This is a genomic window from Oceanobacter sp. 3_MG-2023, assembly GCF_030688925.1.
GTDB lineage: Bacteria > Pseudomonadota > Gammaproteobacteria > Pseudomonadales > Oceanobacteraceae > Oceanobacter.
Genome location: NZ_JAUYVX010000015.1, coordinates 100,525 through 121,390, shown reverse-complemented (window position 1 = coordinate 121,390; position 20,866 = coordinate 100,525). Strand labels below are relative to the sequence as shown.

Here is a 20,866-nt window from a genome sequence, read left to right as displayed (position 1 = left end):
GATAATCAGTCGGGTAGTGGTATCAACCTTCAGGATACCCGGCTGTCTGAGTGGCAGCGACCCGATTGTGGCTCTCGATGCCTGACAGCTTGTGCCTGATCGTCAGTTGCGTTGCCTGCAAACGTTTGTCTTTGGCGCCACGCCACTAATCCGCATAAACCGTTATACGATCGCTGTTACCTTCGTTATCAATCAAGACGATTTGTTGTGCGCCAGCGCGGCGTAAAGACAGGGTCAATGGCTGCTGTTCGGTGCTGCTGCCACGGTATTCACCATTGATATACCAACTGCGGGTGCCAACGCCGCCATTCGCGCTGAGGGTAAGGCTGGGGAGTACATGTTCCCCGGCCGGGTTGTTTTGGCTGGCGCGGATATGTTCGCCGGGTTCTATCCCTGTGATTTGCAGCTGGCGTTCGAGTCGTAAAGATGATTCACAGCCAGGTGCCGGTGATGGGAGTTGTTGGCTGAGACGCTGCGAGGCGGGAATCCAGGATTCCAGCATGATTGGCCACAGGGCTAATGATTGTAAGCGGGTTGGGGTGCCGCTGCGGTCGCAGTGAGCGTTGACGCGTTGGCCATGTTGGTTGACCAGAACGGGCAGAGGGTTGGGAGCACCGGGATTGGCGCTGTCTGGCAAGGTTGGTGGCACCAGTTGGCGAATACTCCAGCCCGTTACCGTGCGGTGGCACTGGTCGTCAGGGGTGTTGCTGAGCAGACGGCCCAGTGGCCAGCAGGCGTCGATGGCCTGTACTGGCGGAGGCGGTTCCGGCCAGCGTGGCCGGCGATCGATCATGGTCATGATACGTTGCAGCGCAGGCATGGCGGTAACGGCCCCGAAATAGCCGGGTGACGGCGTGCCATCCGGGCGCCCAAACCAGACACCGACGGTGTACTCCGGGGTGATACCAATGGCCCAGCTGTCGCGAAAGCCATAGCTGGTGCCGGTTTTCCAACCGAAGGTGCGGGGCTGGATCACGTCGACACTGCGGGTGCGGTTGGGGAGCGGGTTACGTAGCCAGTCGGTGGTGACCCAGGCGGCTTCCGGGCTGAGTAGCTGGCGGCCACGGTTGGGAAGAGCAATGGGCCGGGTGTTTATCGCTGGGCGGGAAGGCAATGAGTGTGTATGTGCTGCCGATAGCAAGGGTTGTAACGGAAACACCTGGCCCTGATTCATCAGCGAGCTGTAGAGCATGACCAGTTGCCACAGGCTGACGCCACCGCCGCCCAGTGCCAGCGACAGATTGGGGCGGGCAGCATCGGGGAGTTGGTAATGGAAACCGGCATTGCTGAGGGCAGCATAAAAACGTGCCGGGGTTAATGCTTCCAGCACCTGTACCGCTGGCAGGTTGAGAGAGTAGTTCAAGGCCCGTGGCGGCGAGACCGGCCCGGAAAAACCGGCCGAGAAGTTACCCGGCTGATAGGCCTGGCGCAGCCGGGGGGCATCGGTTAGCAAACTGGCACCATGAATCAGCCCTTGATCCAGCGCCAGACCATAAATAAAAGGCTTTAACGTTGAGCCAGGGGAACGAATGGCTTGCACCATATCCACATGCCCCAGTCGTTGCGGGTTGCCAAAGTCGGCAGTGCCACTGTAAACGCGGATTTCATGACTGGGATTGTGTACCACCAGCACGGCGGCGGAGTGATGGCGGGGGAATAGCTGGATATCGCGCTGCAACTGACGGCTGATTTCCCGTTGCAGGTCGCCGTCCAGAGTGGTGTGAATCAGCGGTTGTTGCGGATAACGCTGAATCAGATGGCGAGCCAGCAAGGGAGCTTGTTGCGGGGTGTCGGGTTGGCGCGCAAAGACCGGGTCCAGCAGCGCCTGTTGATAGGCGTGCGGGCTGATGGCCTCAAAACGCAGCAGGCGCCGGAGTACTTTATCCCGGGCGGCCCGTGCTCTTTGTGGGTGGCGATCAGGGCGCAGCCGACTGGGCGCTTGGGGTAATACCGCCAGCAAGGCGGATTCTGATAACGACAGTTCAGCGGCGGGTTTGTCGAGATACATCTGGGCAGCCGCTTCGACTCCCTCGATCACGCCGCCCATCGGAACATAATTCAGATAGAGAGTAAGAATTTCTTCTTTGCCCAGTTGCCATTCCAGTTGCAAGGCCCGTAATGCCTGCTGCAGTTTGCCACTGAGGTTGCGGTGGTGCGGATACAAACGCCGTGCAACCTGCATGGTCAGAGTGGAGCCTCCCGATACCACACAGCCACATTGCAGGTTTTGCCACGCAGCACGGGCGATGGCGAATGGATTGATACCGGGATGGTGGTAAAACCAGCGATCTTCGTAGTGCAATACCGCGGCCAGATAGTCGGGGGCAATCTGGTCGAGAGTGACTGGCAAGCGCCAGACCCCCTGGGCGTCGGGAAAGGCGCGCAGGGTGCGGCCATGACGATCAACCACCACACGGGAAAACGCTTGTTGATTGTGCTCCGGCAGTTGCAGTGGATAACGCCAGTTCAGCAGCAGTGCCAGCAGGATCAGGAGAGCCGTGCCGGCTCCCAGCCATATGACCCATCGTAACCCGGTTGGTTGTTCAGGCTGCTGCCGGTGTTGGCGCTCGTGCTGCCGGGGCTTGGCCCGGCGTTTGGCGATTGATGGTTTACTCAATGATCAGCCAGTGTGTATTGGCTCCCACCGAGCGGGCTTCCGGATCGTACATATCTTCCAGCAACGGGCCGGGAATACGGTATTTGCCAGGGGTGACAGCACGTACCAGATAAAACACCCGCGCGCTGCGATGGTCGCCGGTTTCCAGGGCGGCGACAAAGCGGTCGTCACGGTATTCCTGATGGATCACACCGTTGTTCTCCGTCCAGTCGGCAACTGAGGTGCCATCGATCTTGATTTTGGCTACCGACAGGCTGTCGAGCAGGTTCTGGTTCTCCAGCTCCAGGCCCGCAGGTAACAGATCGACGGCCAACAGATCCGGGCGATATTGTGTGCTGCTGATCTGTAACTCCACCAGCATCAAATCTCCGGTAGCCAGAGTCAGAGGCTGATCGGTAAGGGCGATGGGTTGACCGTCCTGATGATAGTAGCGGCGCTGGATATCAATATTGTGAGAACTTCTGGATTGGTTCAGCTCACGGTAGCCTTGCACCAGCAGCTCGGCACTGAATGTCTCGGTGCCGGTGTTGGTGAGGGTTAATCCTGCCAATACGTCCGCGTCACCGGAGTTGAAGTGCTGCATCTGTTGGCCGGTCAGGTCATGGCTGACATCGGCATAACTCAGGTTGGCTTGCCAGTGGTTGCCTTGTTGTGATGATTGCTGCGCTTGCTGGTGTGACGCACGCAGCAGTTGAATACGCTCCTGGGTACTGAGGTAGCGGCGGCTGCGCAGACTGGCTTCCAGCGAGAACAGCAGGTCATCTGCCCACTCGGTATCGAGGTTGTTGGCCATCAGCAGCGCCGCCATGGCGGCCTGATCCCGGATGGCAGAGCCGTAGTCGCCGATGTAGAGGTTTTCTGGTCGTTGTGCTTGTCGGGCCTGTTGCAGCAGCTGTGTTGCCAGTGCCTTGTCGCCGAGCTGTTGGGCTGCCAGGGCCAGATGCACCAGTGCCAACGGGGTGGCGTTGACGGGCTGGGCGTTACTGAGTGAGCGGACATCGGTCAGGGTGATGCGTTGCTGCTGGGCCAGTACATACGCGGCATAGGAGCGATAGATAAAGCGGTACAGCGTGCTGTCTTCGTTCCAGCGTTCGGTGTTATGGCCGCGACCACGAATGTAGTCGTGCAGACGCGTCAGCGCTTTGTCGATGATTTCCTGATCGACATCAAAACCACGGTTTTTGGCGTCAACCAGAAACTGGGTCGCGTAGGCGGTGAGCCAGTGTTGTTCGTAGGCATCACTGGATGACCAAAGGCTGAAACCACCGCTGCTGAGCATTTTTTTGATAATGCGCTGAATGCCGGCTGCCATTGCCTGTTCACGGGAGATGCTGCTGGCGCGCCTGTCGTTCAGGGCATCGATTTGCTGTTGTTCGACAAACAACCAGGGATAGCTGCTGGACACTGACTGCTCCAGGCAGCCATAGGGGTAATGCAGCAGCTGGTCGAGTTGACGGTGTGGATTGAGGTTTACCTGGGGGTCCAGTGTCAGCCGGGTGGAGAGGTAGCGGCTGTCCATGCCGTGCAGGTGCCCGGCAGTCAATTGCAGTTGTTCATTGCTGCTGAGACGGCCCCGGACAAATTCGGAGTAGGCCGGTAACGTCGGGCGGCTGATCAGGGTCCAGCGGCGGTCGATGGGGTATTCCGGTAGCCCTGTGACTTGCATACGGAATTCAATTTCGCCCAGTGAGATGGTTTCCGGATAGGTTGCCCGGAATGGATAACGCAGCGTCTGTTTTTGTTGGTTGGCCAGCGTCAGGGTACGTGGCTCGGCCTCAAATTCGACCGGGCCAAAGGCACTGGGGGTGACGGTCAGGGTCTGGGGTTGGCCACTCAGGTTGGTGACGTCGAGAGCGATATGGGCATCGTCATCCATACCGGCAAACCGTGGCATCGATAGCTGGGTCACAATGGGGGCGGCCACCGTGACTTCCTGTTCCATATGACCAAAAGCATCGTCGGTAAAGGCCACGGCCATCAGCCGCAGACGGCCGTTGAAGTCGGGTAGCTGCAGCGGAATATTGGCAACCCCATTAACGACGTCGACCTTGCCGGAAAACAACGACACGATTTGTACTTGTGAACGGGCCATGTCACCGCCTCGGGCCATGGCGGCATCACCACCAAAGTTGAGCGTCGCCGGTTGGCTGTTGTTGAAGTCGATCACCTGGCTATAGATATCGAACATATCAACACTGTAGCGACGTGGTTCAAAGAAAAAGCTGAACGGATCGGGGGTGTCGAAACGAGAGATTGATAACACGCCAACATCGACCGCAGCCAGTGTCACCCAGGCTTGTTTGGGCGCTTGCTGTTGCTGGCTGACCTGTAACTCGACGTTGACGGTGCGGTCTGGCAGCCAGCGTTCAGGGACGTTGGACTCAATCGTCAGTTGGCGGTCACTGCGATCCAGAGGCAGGTGAATCAGGCCAATGGCGCGGGTGGGGGTAATACGTTTCTGGCTGTCGGCCGGTTGCAGGTGCAACACGCTGACGTAAATATCATGGCGTTTCCAGCTCGGGTCGATCGGGATATCAACATGACCTCCCTGACTACTGAGGTCGACGCGCTTGAGCCATAACAATTGGTCGGCTTCGACCATCACCAGCGCCTGAGAGGTCGCTTGTGGTGACTGTTCCGCTGCAGAGGGTGGGGTAATGGCCAGGCGTGCAACATCCCCGCCCTGATAACCACTCTTGTCCCAGTTCAGCGTTACCTGGCGGGGACGCGCATTGCCATCTTGTCTGCCATACCAGCTATAGCCGGACTGGAATTCCAGTACGGCGGTCTGGCCGCTGTCCGGGTTTTCGACTTCCAGTCGATAACTGCCCCAGTCGACAGGGACGGCAACCGGAGTTGGCTGATTGGCCGATAGATCCACCGCCAGGGTCAGTTCAACAGTGGTGCGCTCTTTTTGTTCGTAGTACCAACCCCGGTCGCTGCTGTAACGCCAGTCGTGATCCGGGTTGGTATTGATCAAGCGTACCTTGACCTGACGGGCGGCCAATAGCTGGTCGCTGCCATCAGTCATCAGCAGTTCAAAATGGGCCAGGCCATTGGAAGGGGCACGATCATCAAACAGTGGGCGAACCCCCACCAATGGCGAGTGAGGTAGCCAGATTTCTTTTTGCCGCCGTACGACTGGTCGGCCACCGCTTTCAAACAGACTGGCGGTAATGGTGATGGCCATCGGTGTGGGCGACGCTGACCAGCTGTTGGTAATGGCGAGATCCACTTTTCCTTGTGCATCCAGCGTGTGTTCAAGCTGTTGCTGGTTATTCCAGTCGGTTTCGGCAGCGTTGCCAAAGACGTAGTCGGACCAGCGTTCAAACGGGTGTAACTCGGGTTGGATATCCAGTGCTGCCTGCAGTCGATTCCCTGCTGCTGGAGCACCGTACAGATACTCGCCCAACAGTGGCACGGTCAGATTGCTGTTACCGTGGTGCAGGTTGGCATCGCTCTGAGTCGCTTCCGGGTGCCAGCTGATTTTCAGTCGTTCCGGCATAAAGTCTTCGACTTTGAAGCGATAGCGGCTGGTGGTGTTGTCGGGCAAGCGGATACTGACCTGCCAGTCGCCGGTCATGGCATCAGCGGCCAGCGGTAGTGACCAATGGTAATAACCGGAGGTGGACGGTGACAGCGTCAGGGTTTTGACTTGTTGGCCGTCGGGGCGTGTGACAAGGGCCTTGAGTTTGGGCTGACGAATTTTTTCGCCATCCTGGCCGCGCAGCAAGGCGGAAAACTCCGCGGTTTCGCCTCCTCGATACAAATCACGGGGGCTGTAAATAAACAGCTCCTGCTGATGGGGGGAGCGTTGGCTGAAATGAAAATCCGACAGGTCAATGGCACTGGTTTTCAGCGGCAACAGACTGACCGATTTTCCTTTGCGCACCACCAGTGCGGTACTGTTGGAATTACGACCATGAAGCAAGGTGTTACGAATACTCAGTTGGCCGCTCTGGTTGGTTGTACCCAGCCGGACGGCGGAGCCATCCCTGGACAGCAGTTCCACCTTGGCATTGGCAATTGGCTGGGTGGTTTCCAGGCTTTGCACCAGCAGTTCTGATTGATTGGCGTATTGATGCAGGTGCAAGCCGAGATCGGTCAGGCTGTAATACGTGGTCGCTTGTTGGGCATCAAAGGTGCCGGGGATATTCATCACGACCAGGTAGACACCCGGTGCCGCCAGCTCGGGAATATCACCAATAGGCAGGTTGATCTGGCGGCGGCGGTTTTGTTCGTCGGTCAGCTTGAAACGGCCTTCATATTTCAGCTCGGCCACCTGTGACAGATACTGTCGGGTCCAGCTGGATGAGCGGATGTTTTTACCAAGGTAGAGACCGGCCTGATGCAGTTGGTCATCCTGCATGCGGAAAAAACTGACATTGGCTTCAGGGACGTTTTGGGTAATAACCGGCAAGCCTTGCTGGCTGCTGAAGGCCAATACCCGGCCATCGCTGGCAAACGCCAGACTGGCGGGAGCTGCCTGGGTGTTAACGGTTGCCTTGCTGCTGCTGTTTAATACTGAGCCGTTGATGCCTTTCAAACCGGCGCTGACGGTCAGCTTGTATTGGGTTTCTGGCTCGGCACCCAGCATGTACAAAATGCGGCGATCATCCGACAGCACCCAGCTTTTGCTTTTGGAGCTGTTGACGTTGATATATTCATCGAATGCCTGACGGTCGTCCAGTGGTACGGAGAACTGGATATGCACCGTGCTGCCGCCGTCGTAACTGGCTTCGCTGATACGCACGACCGAGAGCGGTATACCGTCGTAACGTTGTTGAATATCATCGGTTGGTATGGCGTTGGCGGACTCAACGCCAGAAGTCGAGTCAGAAGTCGAGTCAGAAGTCGAGTCAGAAGTCGAGTCAGAAGTCGAGTCAGAAGTCGAGTCAGAAGTCGAGTCAGCGGTTGCCGTTGGGGCTGCCGGGAGCGTCTCTGCAGCGGCGGCTGCTTGTGCCGGCGCAGAGGTTTCACGCACAGCAGCATTATCTGTTTCTGGTTCCGATTGAGTACAACCGCCGGTGACTGTGATGACAGCCAATAGGCCAGTCAGCGCGAGATGAGCGCAAGCCTTGCGCAGTAACCTGTTGGACATTTCCCTTCCCCCAAAAATAATGGGGCGGAATTAAGCCATATTTGCATGTGGGTAGCCAGTGACACCATCACACCAGCTGGCTAAAAGGGCGCAGGGCCGATAGAATGTCGCCCTTTTCTTTTCCCGGTCGTTTCATCCTCATTCTGATTGAAATGCCGGAGCCTTCCCAAGGCTGAATTCATCTGGAGAATTTCATGTCAGACATCAAAAAAGTGGTGCTGGCCTATTCTGGTGGTCTGGATACATCCGTGATCGCCAAATGGCTGCAAACTGAATACAACTGCGAAGTCGTCACCTTTACCGCTGACCTGGGTCAGGGCGAAGAAGTAGAGCCTGCGCGCGCCAAAGCAGAAGCGCTTGGTATTAAAGAAATCTTTATCGATGATCTGCGTGAAGAGTTTGCCCGTGACTTCGTTTTCCCGATGTTCCGCGCCAACACCATCTACGAAGGTGAATACCTGCTGGGCACTTCGATTGCACGGCCATTAATCGCCAAACGTTTGATCGAAATCGCCAACGCAACCGGTGCCGATGCCATTGCCCACGGCGCAACCGGTAAAGGTAACGACCAGGTGCGTTTTGAGCTGGGAGCCTACGCTCTCAAGCCCGGCGTTAAAGTAATTGCGCCATGGCGCGAATGGGAACTGACTTCCCGCGAAACCCTGATGGCTTACTGTGATGAGCATGACATCAAGGTCGAGAACAAAGCCGGTAAAAAATCCCCATACTCCATGGATGCCAACCTGCTGCACATCTCCTACGAAGGAGATCTGCTGGAAAACCCGTGGAACGAGCCGGAAGAAGACATGTGGCTGTGGTCTGTTTCACCGGAAAACGCCCCGGACGAAGCAACTTACCTGACACTGACCTTCAAGAACGGTGACCCGGTTGCCATCGATGGCGTGGAGAAATCCCCGGCCACCATTATGGAAGAACTGAACAAACTGGGTGGCGATAACGGCATTGGTCGTGTCGACATCGTTGAAAACCGCTACGTCGGCATGAAAGCCCGTGGCTGTTACGAAACCCCGGCCGGTACCATCATGCTGAAAGCACACCGGGCGATCGAATCCATCACCCTGGATCGTGAAGCGGCGCACCTGAAAGACGAGTTGATGCCGAAATACGCCAACCTGATCTACAACGGTTACTGGTGGTCGCCAGAACGCAAAATGCTGCAAGCCGCCATCGACGACACTCAAGCCGTCGTTAACGGCGACGTACGGGTGAAACTGTACAAAGGCAACGTTATTGTGGTTGGCCGTCAATCAGAAGGCTCGTTGTTCGATGAAGCCATCGCTACCTTCGAAGACGATGCCGGTGCCTACGACCAGAAAGACGCCGCAGGCTTTATCAAGCTCAACGCCTTGCGTCTGCGCACGGCTGCCAAAAAAGGCCGTGGCATGCTGTAATAGAGTCTGTAGTGGATGACCGCAAGACCAGAAACGGGAGCCTCGGCTCCCGTTTTTTATTACCTTATGCCAGGCTCGCTCCAGATCAAACGGTGGGTGATGTAGCAAGCAATAAGCAGTAGCAACGGAAACAAGCCCTAAAGCCCGCTTGTGACTGAGAGAATGGGGTTGGGTATTTATAGAACAGCGGATAGAACGGCTAATAAAAGGGTAAAGGTGAAAGGTGAGTCAGATGAATAGATTGATTGGGTTATTGTTGGTTGTTTTATCATCGGTTTCTTACGCTAAAGACATCGATTCTGCCGCTGGTTTTCTGGCCGATTTTTTATCTGGTGATTACACCCTGGTCGGCAAGGCGGTTAATTCCGATGCCACTTACACCGGAAAAGTCACCCTCTATCAAGAACATGGTGCTCTGAAGGTGAAACGAGCGATCAATAACCGGGTTGTTCTGGCAGATGCAACGCTTGAAAAGTCATCCAACGGCGATGCCGATGTGCTGAAGATCCAGTTTACGGATAACGGCGTGAACTATAAGGAAAGCTGTTTGTTCAGTGGCGACCTGGATAATTATGCTCGCATCAGCTGTTATCTGTATATGGCGGATGGCGAGACCAATAGCCGTGGACTGGAAACATTTTTTATCGACCCTGTGCCGCGCTAAGCAGTGAACACCCGGCGGATTAACACACCTGCGGATACGGACAGCATTGGATTTACAGCGCCATGGCCCGTTGATATGGTCCGTTGGAATAATTGTTCAACTTTACTGACGCATTGTGGTCTGTACTCTGGCCCAATCCCTTTAGCTTGAAAGGAAAACCATGACCAGTCTCAGACAGCAAACCGACGCCCAGATCGAGAAAACCCGCCAGGCAAATCCTGTGTTTATGCAAGCCATCGAAGACGTGCTGGAATCCGCCCGGCGTTTTGAAGCTGGCAGTGAAGCCATTGCCGTCGGTCAGACAGCTCCCGATTTCAGCCTGCCCAATGCCAGTGGTGAACCTGTTTCACTGGCTGCCTTGTTGGCCAACGGGCCGGTGGTGATCGCCTTTTACCGGGGCAGCTGGTGCCCTTACTGCAACCTGGAATTACGGGCATTGCAGGCTCGGCTGGCAGACATTCATGGATTGGGTGCTGAGTTGATCGCAATCAGCCCACAAATGCCGGATGAGTCGTTAACACAGCCTGAACGAGGTGCCCTGGCCTTTCCGGTATTGTCGGATCAGGATGCCCTGGTGGCTGCTCAGTTTGGTGTGGCCTGGCAAGTACCGGATATCATTCTGGAGCATATGCGGGTCGATCGAAAACTGGATCTGGCCGATCTTAACAAGGGTAATGGCAGCATCTTGCCGATTCCGGCGACATTTGTACTGGATCGCCATGGGGTGGTGGCCTGGCAGTTTGTTGATGTCGACTACCGCAAACGTGCCGAGCCAGAGGATGTGGTTGTCGTACTGCAACAGCTGGCCGGTGAATAATCCCATGGCATGTTATCGATGGCTTAACAGGACCTATCAACATGATTAAATCAGTTTCAATCAGCCTGCTACTGATGGCTGCGACATTTTCGACGACCACACAGGCTGCCGACGCAGCAGCGACTGACAGCCTGGTTCGCTATGAAAGCCGTTATTCGGTCGCTGAAACCGCCGACCGGTTTGAGCATATCGTCAAACAAAAAGGCCTGACGTTATTTACCCGGATAGATCATCAGAAAAATGCCCGTGGCGTTGACCTGGAGCTGAGGCCTACCGAAGTGATTATTTTTGGTAATCCAAAAGTCGGGACCCTGCTGATGCAATGTGCCCAGGACATGGCGATTGATTTACCGCAGAAAGTGTTAATCACAGAGGATGCCGATAATAAGGTCTGGCTGTCTTATAACAACCCGGAATATTTGAAGAAACGTCATCATATAACGGGCTGTGATGCGGTCATCGGTAAAATATCCGGTGTACTGGGCGCACTGTCACAAGCGGCGGTTCAGTAAGTATCAGCGATATAAAAACATGCATGCGCGTTTAGTCAGGCAGGAACGGTTAGGAAGATAATAAAATCAAAGGCTTAATAAATATTTGCAACAAGATGAGCCACCGATAAAATGCGCATGCCCAGAAATAAAACTATTAAGCCTCAACGAGGGTACGTAAGTGTGGCAATGCTTTATAGATATAGTTGATTTGTTTTTGAAGGTTGCGCAAACAGGTATTGCCGGTTTTGGTGCTTGGTTGGCTTGGCGGGCGTTCCTAAAGGAAGATGCACAGGAATCCGACGATATTGATCTTAGTCAGCCTGCCATAGGTAATATTTCTTATCTTAAGATATTTGAAACTTCAAATCAGACTACTATCCTCAAAAATACAGCCAGTGGACTTGAGTGTCATTTAAATGACCGTCGTCCCGGAAAAAGGCAGGGTAACAGATGGACGCTTTCACCTGCGACGGTTGATGAAATATTAAAAAGTGGTGATATTTACGTAAACTCTGGAATGAATTTTCGTTCTGGTTTGTTATCTATCGGCTCGCATACGAATTGGCTTTATTTTAAAAATTTATTTCCAGAACCTTCTTTATTGCATCATAGGATTGTAGAGCTGTTGAGGTCAGTAAATGCTTAATAATACGTGTCAGTCGGACAAAATGGATTCTGATTATATGCTTCAAGTTGGGGAAGAGATCGGTATGGTAAAAGATAACCCACGTTTGCTTATTATTGTATCTCATTCTTTTGTTGAAATGATGGTGAAAACCTTATCTGATCACTATATGCCAAATGTGGTTTTAAGAAATCATCATCAAAGGTTACAAAAGTTAAAAAAAGAAGGGATAATTGATGAATTCCAATTCCTTATTTATGACTGGTTTCGCGTTTTAAGAAATGACGCCGTTCACGTTCCAATATTCAGGTTGTCAGACGAGGATTTTGTGCCACTTAATGGCGTAGTTAAAAGTAGAGATCTTAAAGCCGAACACTTTCATCGGTTTTTGCTCTCATTGATATCAGATTTATGGAACAAAAATTTAGAAATACTTGGCTCTATATTCTTGAGAAAATATTGCTAAAAAGTCGTTAAGGCAGGACAAAAACACTCCGGCTTTGGCGCAGCTGAAGCGGGTGTTAGCACTACAACCCCATTTATTGATGATCTATAATCCAATGGATTACAATAAAGTCTATGCAGACAATTGTAGAGCTCCATGAATTCCAGAAACGCGCTGAAGGCTTACTCAAGCCTGATGAAAAGTCGAGCATTATTAATTACTTAGCATCTCATCCTCAGTCCGGTGATCTTATGCAGGGTACTGGAGATATCAGGAAGCTTCGATTGTCTGCTCAAGGAAAGGGGAAAAGTGGTGGAGTCAGAGTGATTTACTACTATCTCAATGGCGAGATTCCACTCTTTCTTTTAACGTTTTTTGGCAAGGGCGAAAAAGCTAATATCAACAAAGCCGAACGCAATGAACTTGCTAAGTTAACTCAACTTTTACTCAAGCACTATGGTGGTTCAAATGGCTAGCGCTTTCTCAAGTATCAAACAGGGCTTATCCGAGGCAATTGAGTTTTCTGAGGGTAAAGTTAAAAAAGCCATCGTTCACGAGTTTGGCCCGGTGGATGTAAAAAATATTCGGGCAAAGGTTGGCATGTCTCAAAATGAATTCGCATCTGCCTTTGGTATTAGTGTAAGTACGCTTCGCCATTGGGAGCGTGGTGACCGCACTCCACAAGGCCCGGCATTGGTTTTGCTTAATGTAGTCGCCAAAGAGCCTGGTGCTGTTCTTCGAGCTTTGGCCTCTTAAAAAGTGCTAACAAGCATATCAAATTCGCGGATCTTCCCCGTTTTAACAGACGCTAGCGGGGAAACTGGAAATGCAGCCAGATTTCTAAACTGGATCGAAGATATATTGAAACAATAATTCGTGCGGACACTTCTTGCCAACTGAGCATTCTCAAGGGAAATTACTCGCTATGCTCCCGATTTTTCGGTGAGCAAGGCGTTATGTGAATCAGTATTCTTAGTGGTGTCAGCCGGGGCCGTTGTGACCAAGCCAGCCCAGAAAACAGATTGGGGTGGAGTAGGTACTTTGCTTATCCTGACAGTTATCTCTGGGAAGTAGCGTATAATCTGCTGTTTTGGGTCGGGCCATCAGATGAACAGCCTGTATAACAAACCGCAGAAATACGCGGGAAAGTCAGGCCTTCGGACGCCCTTGTCAGGGTGTCGCTGTGCTCTGCGTTATGCCGCCAACAGCGTTGCATATGCTAGCCTCAAACGGTAAAGAAATACCAGGAGTAACGGAATGAAATTTATAAACACCTCAAGGCTTAGCCAATATATAGCCTTGCCTTTTGCTTGTACTTTCTTATTGGTTGCATGTGACCGTTCCTCTATAGAGACTGAGAATTCAGATTTAAATAATGAAAAGACCATAATGACGCAAGGTCTGGATATTTCTTTATTTAAAGATGAAGCATTTATTAAAGATCCTGAAATAGTCGATTGCGAAACAAACGCTGGCACCAAAACCACTTGTTACAAGTTAGTCTCATCAGGTGGCCCCGCAGGGCGTGAGCCTGGTGATTTTTGCCCAAGAAATATCACTGATGGGGCTGATGTATCAGGTGGCTGGTTTAGTAAAGATGGAGCCGGGGATCTGGTTGATTTAAGCGGGGAATTTATTGCCAATCTGGCAAGCTATTATGATGACCCTAATTGGAAACTCTATGATCCAGAGACAGGTAAAGTACGTTATACCGCGACAAAAGAGGCGTGTTTTGGGGCTGCAAAGCCCGATGTAGAGGAACAATACAAACAAAACTGTATCGAGTGTGAATTGGCTTACCTTGATGATGATTTTTCACGCACATATCTGATTCCTACCCAGCCTATCCAGGCTGCCAAGCCTGAACGTGTTCGAACCGTAGGTATTGCACTTGATGGAGCTGAGCTTGCAGGGCCTGCTCCGGTTGATGCTATTTTAGGAAGCTACACTATTGCTGCCTTTGATGATTGCGGTGGCCACATCAATGCACATCAAGGGTATCATTATCATTCAACAACAGGTTGTACCGATACGCCGGTTAGTGATGACGGGTATGCGCCACTGATAGGTTATGCGCCTGATGGCTATGCTATTTACGCTATGCTTGATGCCCTGGGTAATGAGGCTGAATCGCTCGATGAATGTCGCGGCACGAGCGACTCTGTCCGTGGATACCACTATCGTGCCGCCAGCCCTAGTGAAAATATGATTATTGGTTGTATACGAGGTGAGTTTGTCCTGCCTGAAGGCGGCCCTCGCGATGGTCAACGTCCACCACCTCCACATGAAAAACAACACTAATAAACGAGGTTGATTTGATGAAAAACAATTTATTCGGCATCTCTATTTTGTTGTTATCCAATGCGATGTGTTCCTGGGCTTATGCACACTCACTTCCACTCAACAGTATGGCGATAGAAGCTTGCCAAGCGAAAGAAAAATCTCAAGACTGCCAATACTCAGGTCATCATAATGATTTGTATATTGGCACCTGCCAATTAGCAACGGAAACAAAGCTTATTTGCGTAAGAAATAAACCAATTCAAAAAATTGAAGATGATATGGTGAAGCTCGAAGTAAATAAGAAAATCGAAAATTCCAATGAGCATAACCAGCAAATGCAAACGACACAGTAAACTGTGCGGCTGATTTGGGCGTTATATCCCATGCCGGGAGCTATGGAAACCATAGCGATCATTCTCCTTCTATCGTTTATCGGATTGGCAGCACTGTATCTGTGTGTCGCACGTCAGAAAGTGCTCCCCCGCCGGATGCAGGTGGTTATTAACGAAGCCAGCCAATGGCTTGACTGAATAGGGCTTGAAGGTCAGTCAAGGGCTGCATCACACAGTGTCAGCCAGGCAGTCAGTCCGGCGGTTCTGAATTTCTTTTTGTGCAATACGATGTACAGGTTGCGGCCAAAGTCCCGTTGGGGAGTACTGACTTCGCAAAGGTCGCCACGGCGAAAATTATCTTGCAGTGCAATACGCGATAAACAACTGATGCCCAAGCCAGCCTGAACCGCCCGTTTAATGGCTTCAGTGTGTTCCAGCTCCATGGCAATGTTCAGATGGGGCAGCAAGCCGTACATTCCGCGGTCAAATGCTTGCCGGGTGCCAGAGCCTTCTTCTCGCAGAATCCAGCGTGCTTGTTGCAGCTGGTTATCTTCGGCCTGTTCTCCCTGGGCGAGAGGGTGGGATGGGTGGCAAAACACGACCAGTTCATCGGTTTGCCAGCGGCGGATATCCAGTTCGGGCTGGTTGATTTCCCCTTCGATCAGGCCGATATCCAGTTCAAAATTCAGTACCTTGTTGACGATATGTTCGGTGTTGTCGACGGTGAGGGTGACTTCGGCTTCCGGGTGTTGCTGCATGTAATCGGCGACCATGCGGACCGCGAGGTAGTTGCCGATGGTCAGGGTGGCGCCGACCCGTAATTTGCCGGTGCCCTGGTGTTGCAGCAATTTGTTTTGCAGCGCCATGGCCTGCTCTGCGAGTGCCATGGCTTCGGGCAGCAGCAACCGCCCTTGTTCATTCAGTTGCAAGCGTTTGCCAACCCGGTCGAACAGTTTGAGATCAAACTGGGACTCTAGGTCTTTCAGGGCACTGGATGCGGCGCTTTGGGACATCGCCAGGTGATCGGCAGCGCGGGTGAGATTACCGCTCTGGGCAATGGCTATAAATACTTCCAGCTGGCGCAGGGTGTATCTCATCTTCGGTATTTCCGATTATAGATATTTGAACTCCTTGTTTTACCGAAAAGTGGGCTGGCAGTACAGTGTGATCATCAATTAATGCACAACGGGTGGTTTGTACCCGTGCAGCCAACGCCATTTATCGCGAGAGAGTCATCATGAGTAAACTGATCAAGGAAACCGTCACCAGCGTGCACCACTGGAATGAAACATTGTTCAGTTTTACCACCACGCGTCATCAAGGGCTACGTTTCAAGAATGGTCACTTCACCATGATCGGTCTGGAAATTGAAGATAAGCCGCTCTTGCGGGCGTACAGTATTGCCAGTGCCAACTATGAAGATGAGATGGAATTTTTCTCCATCAAGGTGCAAGACGGCCCGCTGACTCAACACCTGCAAAAGCTGGCGGTGGGGGATGAGCTGCTGGTGGGGACCAAGCCGGTCGGCACTCTGATTGCGGATAACCTCTTGCCGGGCAAGAACCTGTATTTGCTGAGCACTGGCACCGGGTTGGCGCCGTTTATGAGTATTATCAAGGATTACGAGGTTTATCAGCAGTTCGATAAGGTGATTTTGACACATGGGGTGCGGCAGGTAAGTGAGCTGGCGTACAAAGACCGGATTGAAAACGAGTTGCCCCAAAATGAATATTTTGGTGAAGAAATTCGTAATCAGCTGATTTATTACCCCACGGTGACCCGTGAGGCTTTCCGCAACCAGGGGCGGCTGACGGATCTGATTACATCCGGGAAGTTATTTGAGGATATTGGTCTGCCAGCTCCTGACCCGGAAACCGACCGTTTTATGCTGTGTGGCAGTCCGGCAATGCTGAATGATTTGACCAGCATTCTGGAAGGATTGGGATTTGAAGAAGCCCGTGCTGGTAAAGCAGGGCACTTTGTTATCGAACGGGCATTTGTGGAAAAATAGCGAATTTTCTCAAGGCTCGACGACGTTTTCAGACTGCTCCCCCGCTTCTGGCAGTTGGCCCGGTTCGGCTTGTCGATCCGGGCTTTTTTGCGTCTGTTGATAACAGGCCAGCCATTGACGCAGTAATGCGTTGAGCTGTTGTTGTTCGTCTTCCTGCAGCAGGCCGGTCAGTCGCTTCATTGTGGCATCGTGACCCTTGAGTGCCTTTTCTGTGACTATCTTGCCTTGTTCGGTCAGCTGTACCAGCAGTGAGCGGCGGTCCTGCTCACTGGGCAGGCGCTGGATCAGTTTGGCTTTTTCCAGTCGATTCAGGCGATTGGTCATGGCACCAGAAGTCAGCATGGCACTCTGGAACAGCTTGGTGGGGGTTAGTGTCCAGGGTTCACCACTGCGCAGCAGGGTCGCCAATACATCAAATTCTCCCGCGTTTAAGCCGGATTGTTTATGGCTGTCATTGATTTCCTGACGAAGTAAATGACTGAGCCGGTAAAAGCGTCCCATCAGCTGCATCGGGCCGGTATCGAGGTCGGGCTTTTCTGTGGCCCATTGGCTGGCAATAAAATCGACGTGATCGGGGTGGCTCATGGTGATTCCTCGGCGTGCAGCCGGACAGTCGGTAAAGAAGGTAACAGACGGCTTATTTTGCTGCCTGTGGTGAAGATAGTCGACAGCGAGGGGTGGGTAAAGTATCTTTACCTGAAATATCTTTGTTTGAATATAAATTCAAAGCTGATTCATTCGGGAACCTGTGTTTATGTTGAAGTACGGCCTTATTGCCTTGATTGCTCCACTGCTGTGGGGCACGACGTACTCCGTTACACAACACTGGCTAAGCGAGGTGGACCCGATCTGGTTGTCGGCTTTGCGTACGTTATTACCCGGCGTGATGTTATTGCCATTTATTCGTATTGCCCCTTTGTTGCTGCGCTGGCGTCAGGTGGTGGTCTTGGGCACGTTTAATATCGCCCTGTTTACCGTCTTGCTGTTTAAAGCGATCCAGATGTTACCCGGTGGCGTGGCGGCGACATTGGTGTCGACGGTACCGCTACAAATATTGCTGATTCGTTGGCTGCAAGGGCGAGCACCGGCACTGAGGCAGTTGCTGGCGGCGGTCGGTGGTGTTGCGGGTGTGGCGCTGCTGGTGTGGCAGGCTCCGGAACCGCTGAACTGGCTAGGGGTGATGTATGCGTTGCTGGCGGGGTTGTCGATGTCGATTGGTATTTTGCTGATTCCCGTGCTGGGAGCTGGTATTGCGCCCTTGGCAATGGCGACTGGCCAATTCCTGTTTTCTGGCGTGAGTTTGACCGTGTTGGCGTTCATGACTGCTGCACCGTTGCCAGAGATCACCTTACCGGCGGTGTTGGCGATGGGCTGGATCGGGCCGCTTGGGATGGGCGTCGGTTATTTCTGCTGGTTTCGGGCCATGGGGCATATTCCGGTGGAGCGTTTGAGTTTTCTTGGTTTATTGAATCCACTGGTCGCCGTGCTGTGTGGTCTGATGTTGATGGGGGAAACGATGACTCCGACCCAGTTGCTGGGCATGGTGGTGGTGCTGGCGTGTGTTGTGGCGGCCCAATGGCCAGTGAAAAAAGCGGTAATGGCACCGGTGTGAGCGAATTGTGGCAGGTGCAGATGGCAGGTGGTGTCCGTCCGTCATGAAGAATCATGGAGAAGGGAGAGTGACTGAACTATCCTGTAGCAGTCTCTACTTTCTCGTGGTCGTGCCTGTGATAACAATCCTCCCTGTTGGTATATTTTGCTGTTGGCGAACGTTGGCCCGTGGGCTGTTGCTGGTGATGTTGCTGGGCAGTGCCCGTCTGGCTGCTGAAACCGTGGTGGGTCCATCGGCTGAGGTTGCCGGCACGGAGCTGGCAGACAAGCCTGAGGAGTCCATCAGCGCGTCCCGGTTATGGCGGGATGAGTTAAATGACCAGCAGGAGACTCCGTGGCTGGAAGATGAACCCCTGAAAACAGAAACCGTAGACGTCGAGATGATCTCGCCGGATGAATTCAAGCCAGCGATCCAGAAATATTATCCGCAGATGATACGTAAACGTCAGGTCGAAGCCTTGGCAGCGAACAGTCCTCATGTGTTGTTACCTCATCGGCCTAATTATGTGATGCCATTCACCTATCAGAGCAGCCCGAACAATCAGGAAGTCGAACGCCTGTTCGAGCATTATTCTGCCGATGATACATCGTATGACGGGGGCTTTGATCATGTGGAAGTGGTGATGCAGTTCAGCATCAAGTACGAATTGCTGGAAGGGATTCTGACCAAGCTTGATCGACTTGAAGTCGCCTATACCAACCGCTCTTACTGGCAGGCCTATAACTCCGATATTTCCAGACCCTTTCGGGAAACCAACCACGAACCAGAGATTATCTACTCCTGGCAGCCGGGTATTGACTGGCTGGATCGTGTGGGTATTGGTTTGAATCACCAGTCCAACGGTCAGACCAGTTCGTTATCCCGTAGCTGGAACCGGGTTATTCTTGAAGGGGCATCCGCTTTTTCGCATGGAATTTGGATGGGCAAGGTTTGGTGGCGTATCCCTGAAGGCAAGCAAGCCGATCCGTATGATCCATCCGATAACGATAATCCGGATATTGAAGATTATCTGGGATATGGCGAGCTGCGTTATATGCGGGTTTATGGTCAGCGCTCCGTGGGCATTATGTTGCGTAACAATCTGGATACCACAAACAATCGTGGCGCCGTCGAAATGGATTTTACGTTTCCTCTGACGCGCAAGCTCAAGGGTTTTGTGCAGTATTTTAATGGTTATGGCGACAGCCTGATTGACTACAACCATTGGCAGGAGCGGCTGGGAGTCGGTATCAAACTGACGGACTGGTTATAATCATGACTTTTACCGCAACGGGAACGATATGATTCGACTGGGCTTGATTGTCAATCCATTGGCTGGAATCGGTGGGTCGGTGGGTCTGAAAGGCAGTGATGGTGCGGAGACTATTGCCCAGGCGCTGGCGCTGGGAGCTGAAAAAAAGGCCGGATTACGGACGTTGCAGACTCTGCAGCGACTGGCTCCGCTGAAGGATCAGTGCCAGTTTGTCAGCTGCCCTGGGGATATGGGAGCGACCTGGCTGGCACAAGCCGGGCTGACTTGTTCGCTGCTGGATCTGCCGTCAACTGACGGCCGTCAGAGCACTCGTGACGATACTCTGAGCGCAGCGCGACTAATGCTGGATGAAGCTCTCGATGTCCTGTTGTTTGCTGGCGGAGATGGTACCGCCAGAGATATTTGTAGCGTGGTGGCTGATCAGTTGCCAGTGCTGGGTATTCCCGCCGGGGTCAAGATCCACTCCGGGGTATACGGCATTACACCGGTGGCCAGTGCAGAGGTGATTTGCCAGCTGGTGAACGGCGGGCTGGTGGATATCCGTGAAGCAGAAGTACGGGACCTGGATGAAGACGCCTTTCGACAGGGTGAGGTACGGGCACGACATTATGGTGATATGCGAGTGCCAATGGCCGGACATTTTATCCAGGCGGTCAAACAGGGAGGCGTGGAGCAGGAAACACTGGTTCTGGCGGATATCGCAGCCACGGTACAGCAGGAAATGGACGATGGCTGTTTGTATCTGATCGGCTCAGGCAAAACCACCCAGGGGATTCTGGCAGAGATGGGGCTGGACGGTACATTGCTGGGCGTAGATGCCGTGCTTGATGGTCAGCTGATCGGTCGTGACCTGAATGAGCAGGGTATTCTGGCACTGCTGGATGTTTACCCGCAACGTCAGGCAGTGTTGAGTGTGATGGGAGGACAGGGGCATATTATTGGCCGTGGCAATCAGCAGTTCAGCCGCACGGTGCTGACGCGTATCGGTCGTGACAATATCCTGCTGGTATCGACCAAAACCAAAATCACCGCGTTGTCAGGCCGACCGCTGGTGATCGACAGCGGAGACAGTCTGTTTGATGCACATTGGGCCGGTACCATGGAAATCCTGACCGGTTATCAGGACCGTATCTTGTATCCTGTGGGCTAGTAGGCAGTTATAGGTAAGAAACTGCTTGGCTGGAGGGAACCTATGGATTTT

The 20,866-nt window shown here is 52.8% G+C and carries 18 protein-coding genes; 14 read left to right on the top strand and 4 right to left on the bottom strand.

The genetic code is table 11. The features are described from left to right. Nucleotides 1-145: 145 nt before the first annotated feature. Together pbpC and Q8W32_RS14160 are read right to left on the bottom strand one after the other, a co-directional pair. Nucleotides 146-2,617 (bottom strand): penicillin-binding protein 1C, encoded by a 2,472-nt coding sequence (gene pbpC / locus Q8W32_RS14165; protein ID WP_305415437.1) that lies wholly within the window; start codon nucleotides 2,615-2,617, stop codon nucleotides 146-148. Beyond that, on the bottom strand, nucleotides 2,610-7,718 hold the full coding sequence (locus Q8W32_RS14160; protein ID WP_305415436.1) for an alpha-2-macroglobulin: 5,109 nt from the start codon (nucleotides 7,716-7,718) through the stop codon (nucleotides 2,610-2,612). Before Q8W32_RS14160 ends, pbpC begins: the two co-directional genes overlap by 8 nt. A gap of 194 nt (nucleotides 7,719-7,912) precedes the next feature. Here Q8W32_RS14160 and Q8W32_RS14155 point away from each other — a divergent pair, with 194 nt between their 5' ends. The 10 genes from Q8W32_RS14155 (at nucleotide 7,913) to Q8W32_RS14110 (ending at nucleotide 14,811) form a co-directional block, all read left to right on the top strand. Beyond that, the gene (locus Q8W32_RS14155) at nucleotides 7,913-9,130 is read left to right on the top strand and encodes an argininosuccinate synthase (RefSeq protein WP_303433492.1); all 1,218 of its coding nucleotides are present in this window, start codon (nucleotides 7,913-7,915) and stop codon (nucleotides 9,128-9,130) included. Between the two features lie 232 nt (nucleotides 9,131-9,362). Beyond that, a complete protein-coding gene (locus tag Q8W32_RS14150) occupies nucleotides 9,363-9,794 on the top strand; it encodes a hypothetical protein (protein ID WP_305415435.1) in 432 nt (143 codons plus the stop codon). A gap of 160 nt (nucleotides 9,795-9,954) precedes the next feature. After that, nucleotides 9,955-10,611: a peroxiredoxin-like family protein gene (locus Q8W32_RS14145; protein ID WP_305415434.1), complete on the top strand. Its 657-nt coding sequence runs from the start codon at nucleotides 9,955-9,957 to the stop codon at nucleotides 10,609-10,611. Between the two features lie 41 nt (nucleotides 10,612-10,652). Further along, a complete protein-coding gene (locus Q8W32_RS14140) occupies nucleotides 10,653-11,123 on the top strand; it encodes a DUF302 domain-containing protein (RefSeq protein WP_305415432.1) in 471 nt (156 codons plus the stop codon). Nucleotides 11,124-11,283: 160 nt separating this feature from the next. Further along, on the top strand, nucleotides 11,284-11,751 hold the full coding sequence (locus tag Q8W32_RS14135; protein ID WP_305415431.1) for a hypothetical protein: 468 nt from the start codon (nucleotides 11,284-11,286) through the stop codon (nucleotides 11,749-11,751). 22 nt (nucleotides 11,752-11,773) lie between these two features. Next, on the top strand, nucleotides 11,774-12,196 hold the full coding sequence (locus Q8W32_RS14130; protein WP_305415430.1) for a hypothetical protein: 423 nt from the start codon (nucleotides 11,774-11,776) through the stop codon (nucleotides 12,194-12,196). 113 nt (nucleotides 12,197-12,309) lie between these two features. Then, the gene (locus Q8W32_RS14125; RefSeq protein WP_305415429.1) at nucleotides 12,310-12,651 is read left to right on the top strand and encodes a type II toxin-antitoxin system RelE/ParE family toxin; all 342 of its coding nucleotides are present in this window, start codon (nucleotides 12,310-12,312) and stop codon (nucleotides 12,649-12,651) included. Continuing rightward, nucleotides 12,644-12,931, top strand: a complete 288-nt coding sequence (gene nadS, locus Q8W32_RS14120) for a NadS family protein (protein WP_303433482.1) — start codon at nucleotides 12,644-12,646, stop codon at nucleotides 12,929-12,931. The genes Q8W32_RS14125 and nadS overlap by 8 nt, the downstream gene beginning before the upstream one ends. A 501-nt stretch (nucleotides 12,932-13,432) precedes the next feature. Continuing rightward, a complete protein-coding gene (locus Q8W32_RS14115; RefSeq protein ID WP_305415428.1) occupies nucleotides 13,433-14,476 on the top strand; it encodes a YHYH protein in 1,044 nt (347 codons plus the stop codon). Nucleotides 14,477-14,493: 17 nt separating this feature from the next. Further along, a complete protein-coding gene (locus tag Q8W32_RS14110) occupies nucleotides 14,494-14,811 on the top strand; it encodes a hypothetical protein (protein ID WP_305415427.1) in 318 nt (105 codons plus the stop codon). 191 nt (nucleotides 14,812-15,002) lie between these two features. Here Q8W32_RS14110 and Q8W32_RS14105 read toward each other — a convergent pair whose 3' ends face one another. Beyond that, the gene (locus Q8W32_RS14105) at nucleotides 15,003-15,887 is read right to left on the bottom strand and encodes a LysR family transcriptional regulator (protein ID WP_305415426.1); all 885 of its coding nucleotides are present in this window, start codon (nucleotides 15,885-15,887) and stop codon (nucleotides 15,003-15,005) included. Nucleotides 15,888-16,027: 140 nt separating this feature from the next. On the opposite strand from Q8W32_RS14105, the gene Q8W32_RS14100 reads away from it, so the two are divergent. Then, nucleotides 16,028-16,801, top strand: a complete 774-nt coding sequence (locus tag Q8W32_RS14100) for a ferredoxin--NADP reductase (RefSeq protein ID WP_303433476.1) — start codon at nucleotides 16,028-16,030, stop codon at nucleotides 16,799-16,801. A 9-nt stretch (nucleotides 16,802-16,810) separates the two neighbouring features. Here Q8W32_RS14100 and Q8W32_RS14095 read toward each other — a convergent pair whose 3' ends face one another. Continuing rightward, nucleotides 16,811-17,386, bottom strand: coding sequence for a MarR family winged helix-turn-helix transcriptional regulator (locus tag Q8W32_RS14095; protein WP_305415425.1), 576 nt, complete (start codon nucleotides 17,384-17,386; stop codon nucleotides 16,811-16,813). Nucleotides 17,387-17,555: 169 nt separating this feature from the next. Between Q8W32_RS14095 and Q8W32_RS14090 the strand changes: the two genes are divergently transcribed. From Q8W32_RS14090 to Q8W32_RS14080, 3 genes are all read left to right on the top strand, one after another. Beyond that, entirely contained in the window at nucleotides 17,556-18,413 is an 858-nt protein-coding gene (locus Q8W32_RS14090; protein WP_305415424.1) for a DMT family transporter, read from the top strand. Between the two features lie 160 nt (nucleotides 18,414-18,573). After that, nucleotides 18,574-19,665 carry a phospholipase A gene (locus tag Q8W32_RS14085; protein WP_305415423.1) on the top strand — a complete coding sequence of 364 codons (1,092 nt, stop codon included), beginning with the start codon at nucleotides 18,574-18,576 and terminating at the stop codon, nucleotides 19,663-19,665. Between the two features lie 28 nt (nucleotides 19,666-19,693). After that, nucleotides 19,694-20,815, top strand: coding sequence for an ATP-NAD kinase family protein (locus Q8W32_RS14080; protein WP_305415422.1), 1,122 nt, complete (start codon nucleotides 19,694-19,696; stop codon nucleotides 20,813-20,815). Nucleotides 20,816-20,866 lie beyond the last annotated feature (51 nt).

Excerpts from the sequence above, each read along its gene's own strand:
- Q8W32_RS14160 (WP_305415436.1), bottom strand. The coding sequence starts at position 7,718 with ATGTCCAACAGGTTACTGCGCAAGGCTTGCGCTCATCTCGCGCTGACT.
- Q8W32_RS14155 (WP_303433492.1), top strand. The coding sequence starts at position 7,913 with ATGTCAGACATCAAAAAAGTGGTGCTGGCCTATTCTGGTGGTCTGGAT.
- Q8W32_RS14150 (WP_305415435.1), top strand. The coding sequence starts at position 9,363 with ATGAATAGATTGATTGGGTTATTGTTGGTTGTTTTATCATCGGTTTCT.
- Q8W32_RS14145 (WP_305415434.1), top strand. The coding sequence starts at position 9,955 with ATGACCAGTCTCAGACAGCAAACCGACGCCCAGATCGAGAAAACCCGC.
- Q8W32_RS14140 (WP_305415432.1), top strand. The coding sequence starts at position 10,653 with ATGATTAAATCAGTTTCAATCAGCCTGCTACTGATGGCTGCGACATTT.
- Q8W32_RS14130 (WP_305415430.1), top strand. The coding sequence starts at position 11,774 with ATGGATTCTGATTATATGCTTCAAGTTGGGGAAGAGATCGGTATGGTA.
- Q8W32_RS14125 (WP_305415429.1), top strand. The coding sequence starts at position 12,310 with ATGCAGACAATTGTAGAGCTCCATGAATTCCAGAAACGCGCTGAAGGC.
- nadS (WP_303433482.1), top strand. The coding sequence starts at position 12,644 with ATGGCTAGCGCTTTCTCAAGTATCAAACAGGGCTTATCCGAGGCAATT.
- Q8W32_RS14115 (WP_305415428.1), top strand. The coding sequence starts at position 13,433 with ATGAAATTTATAAACACCTCAAGGCTTAGCCAATATATAGCCTTGCCT.
- Q8W32_RS14110 (WP_305415427.1), top strand. The coding sequence starts at position 14,494 with ATGAAAAACAATTTATTCGGCATCTCTATTTTGTTGTTATCCAATGCG.
- Q8W32_RS14105 (WP_305415426.1), bottom strand. The coding sequence starts at position 15,887 with ATGAGATACACCCTGCGCCAGCTGGAAGTATTTATAGCCATTGCCCAG.
- Q8W32_RS14100 (WP_303433476.1), top strand. The coding sequence starts at position 16,028 with ATGAGTAAACTGATCAAGGAAACCGTCACCAGCGTGCACCACTGGAAT.
- Q8W32_RS14095 (WP_305415425.1), bottom strand. The coding sequence starts at position 17,386 with ATGAGCCACCCCGATCACGTCGATTTTATTGCCAGCCAATGGGCCACA.
- Q8W32_RS14090 (WP_305415424.1), top strand. The coding sequence starts at position 17,556 with ATGTTGAAGTACGGCCTTATTGCCTTGATTGCTCCACTGCTGTGGGGC.
- Q8W32_RS14080 (WP_305415422.1), top strand. The coding sequence starts at position 19,694 with ATGATTCGACTGGGCTTGATTGTCAATCCATTGGCTGGAATCGGTGGG.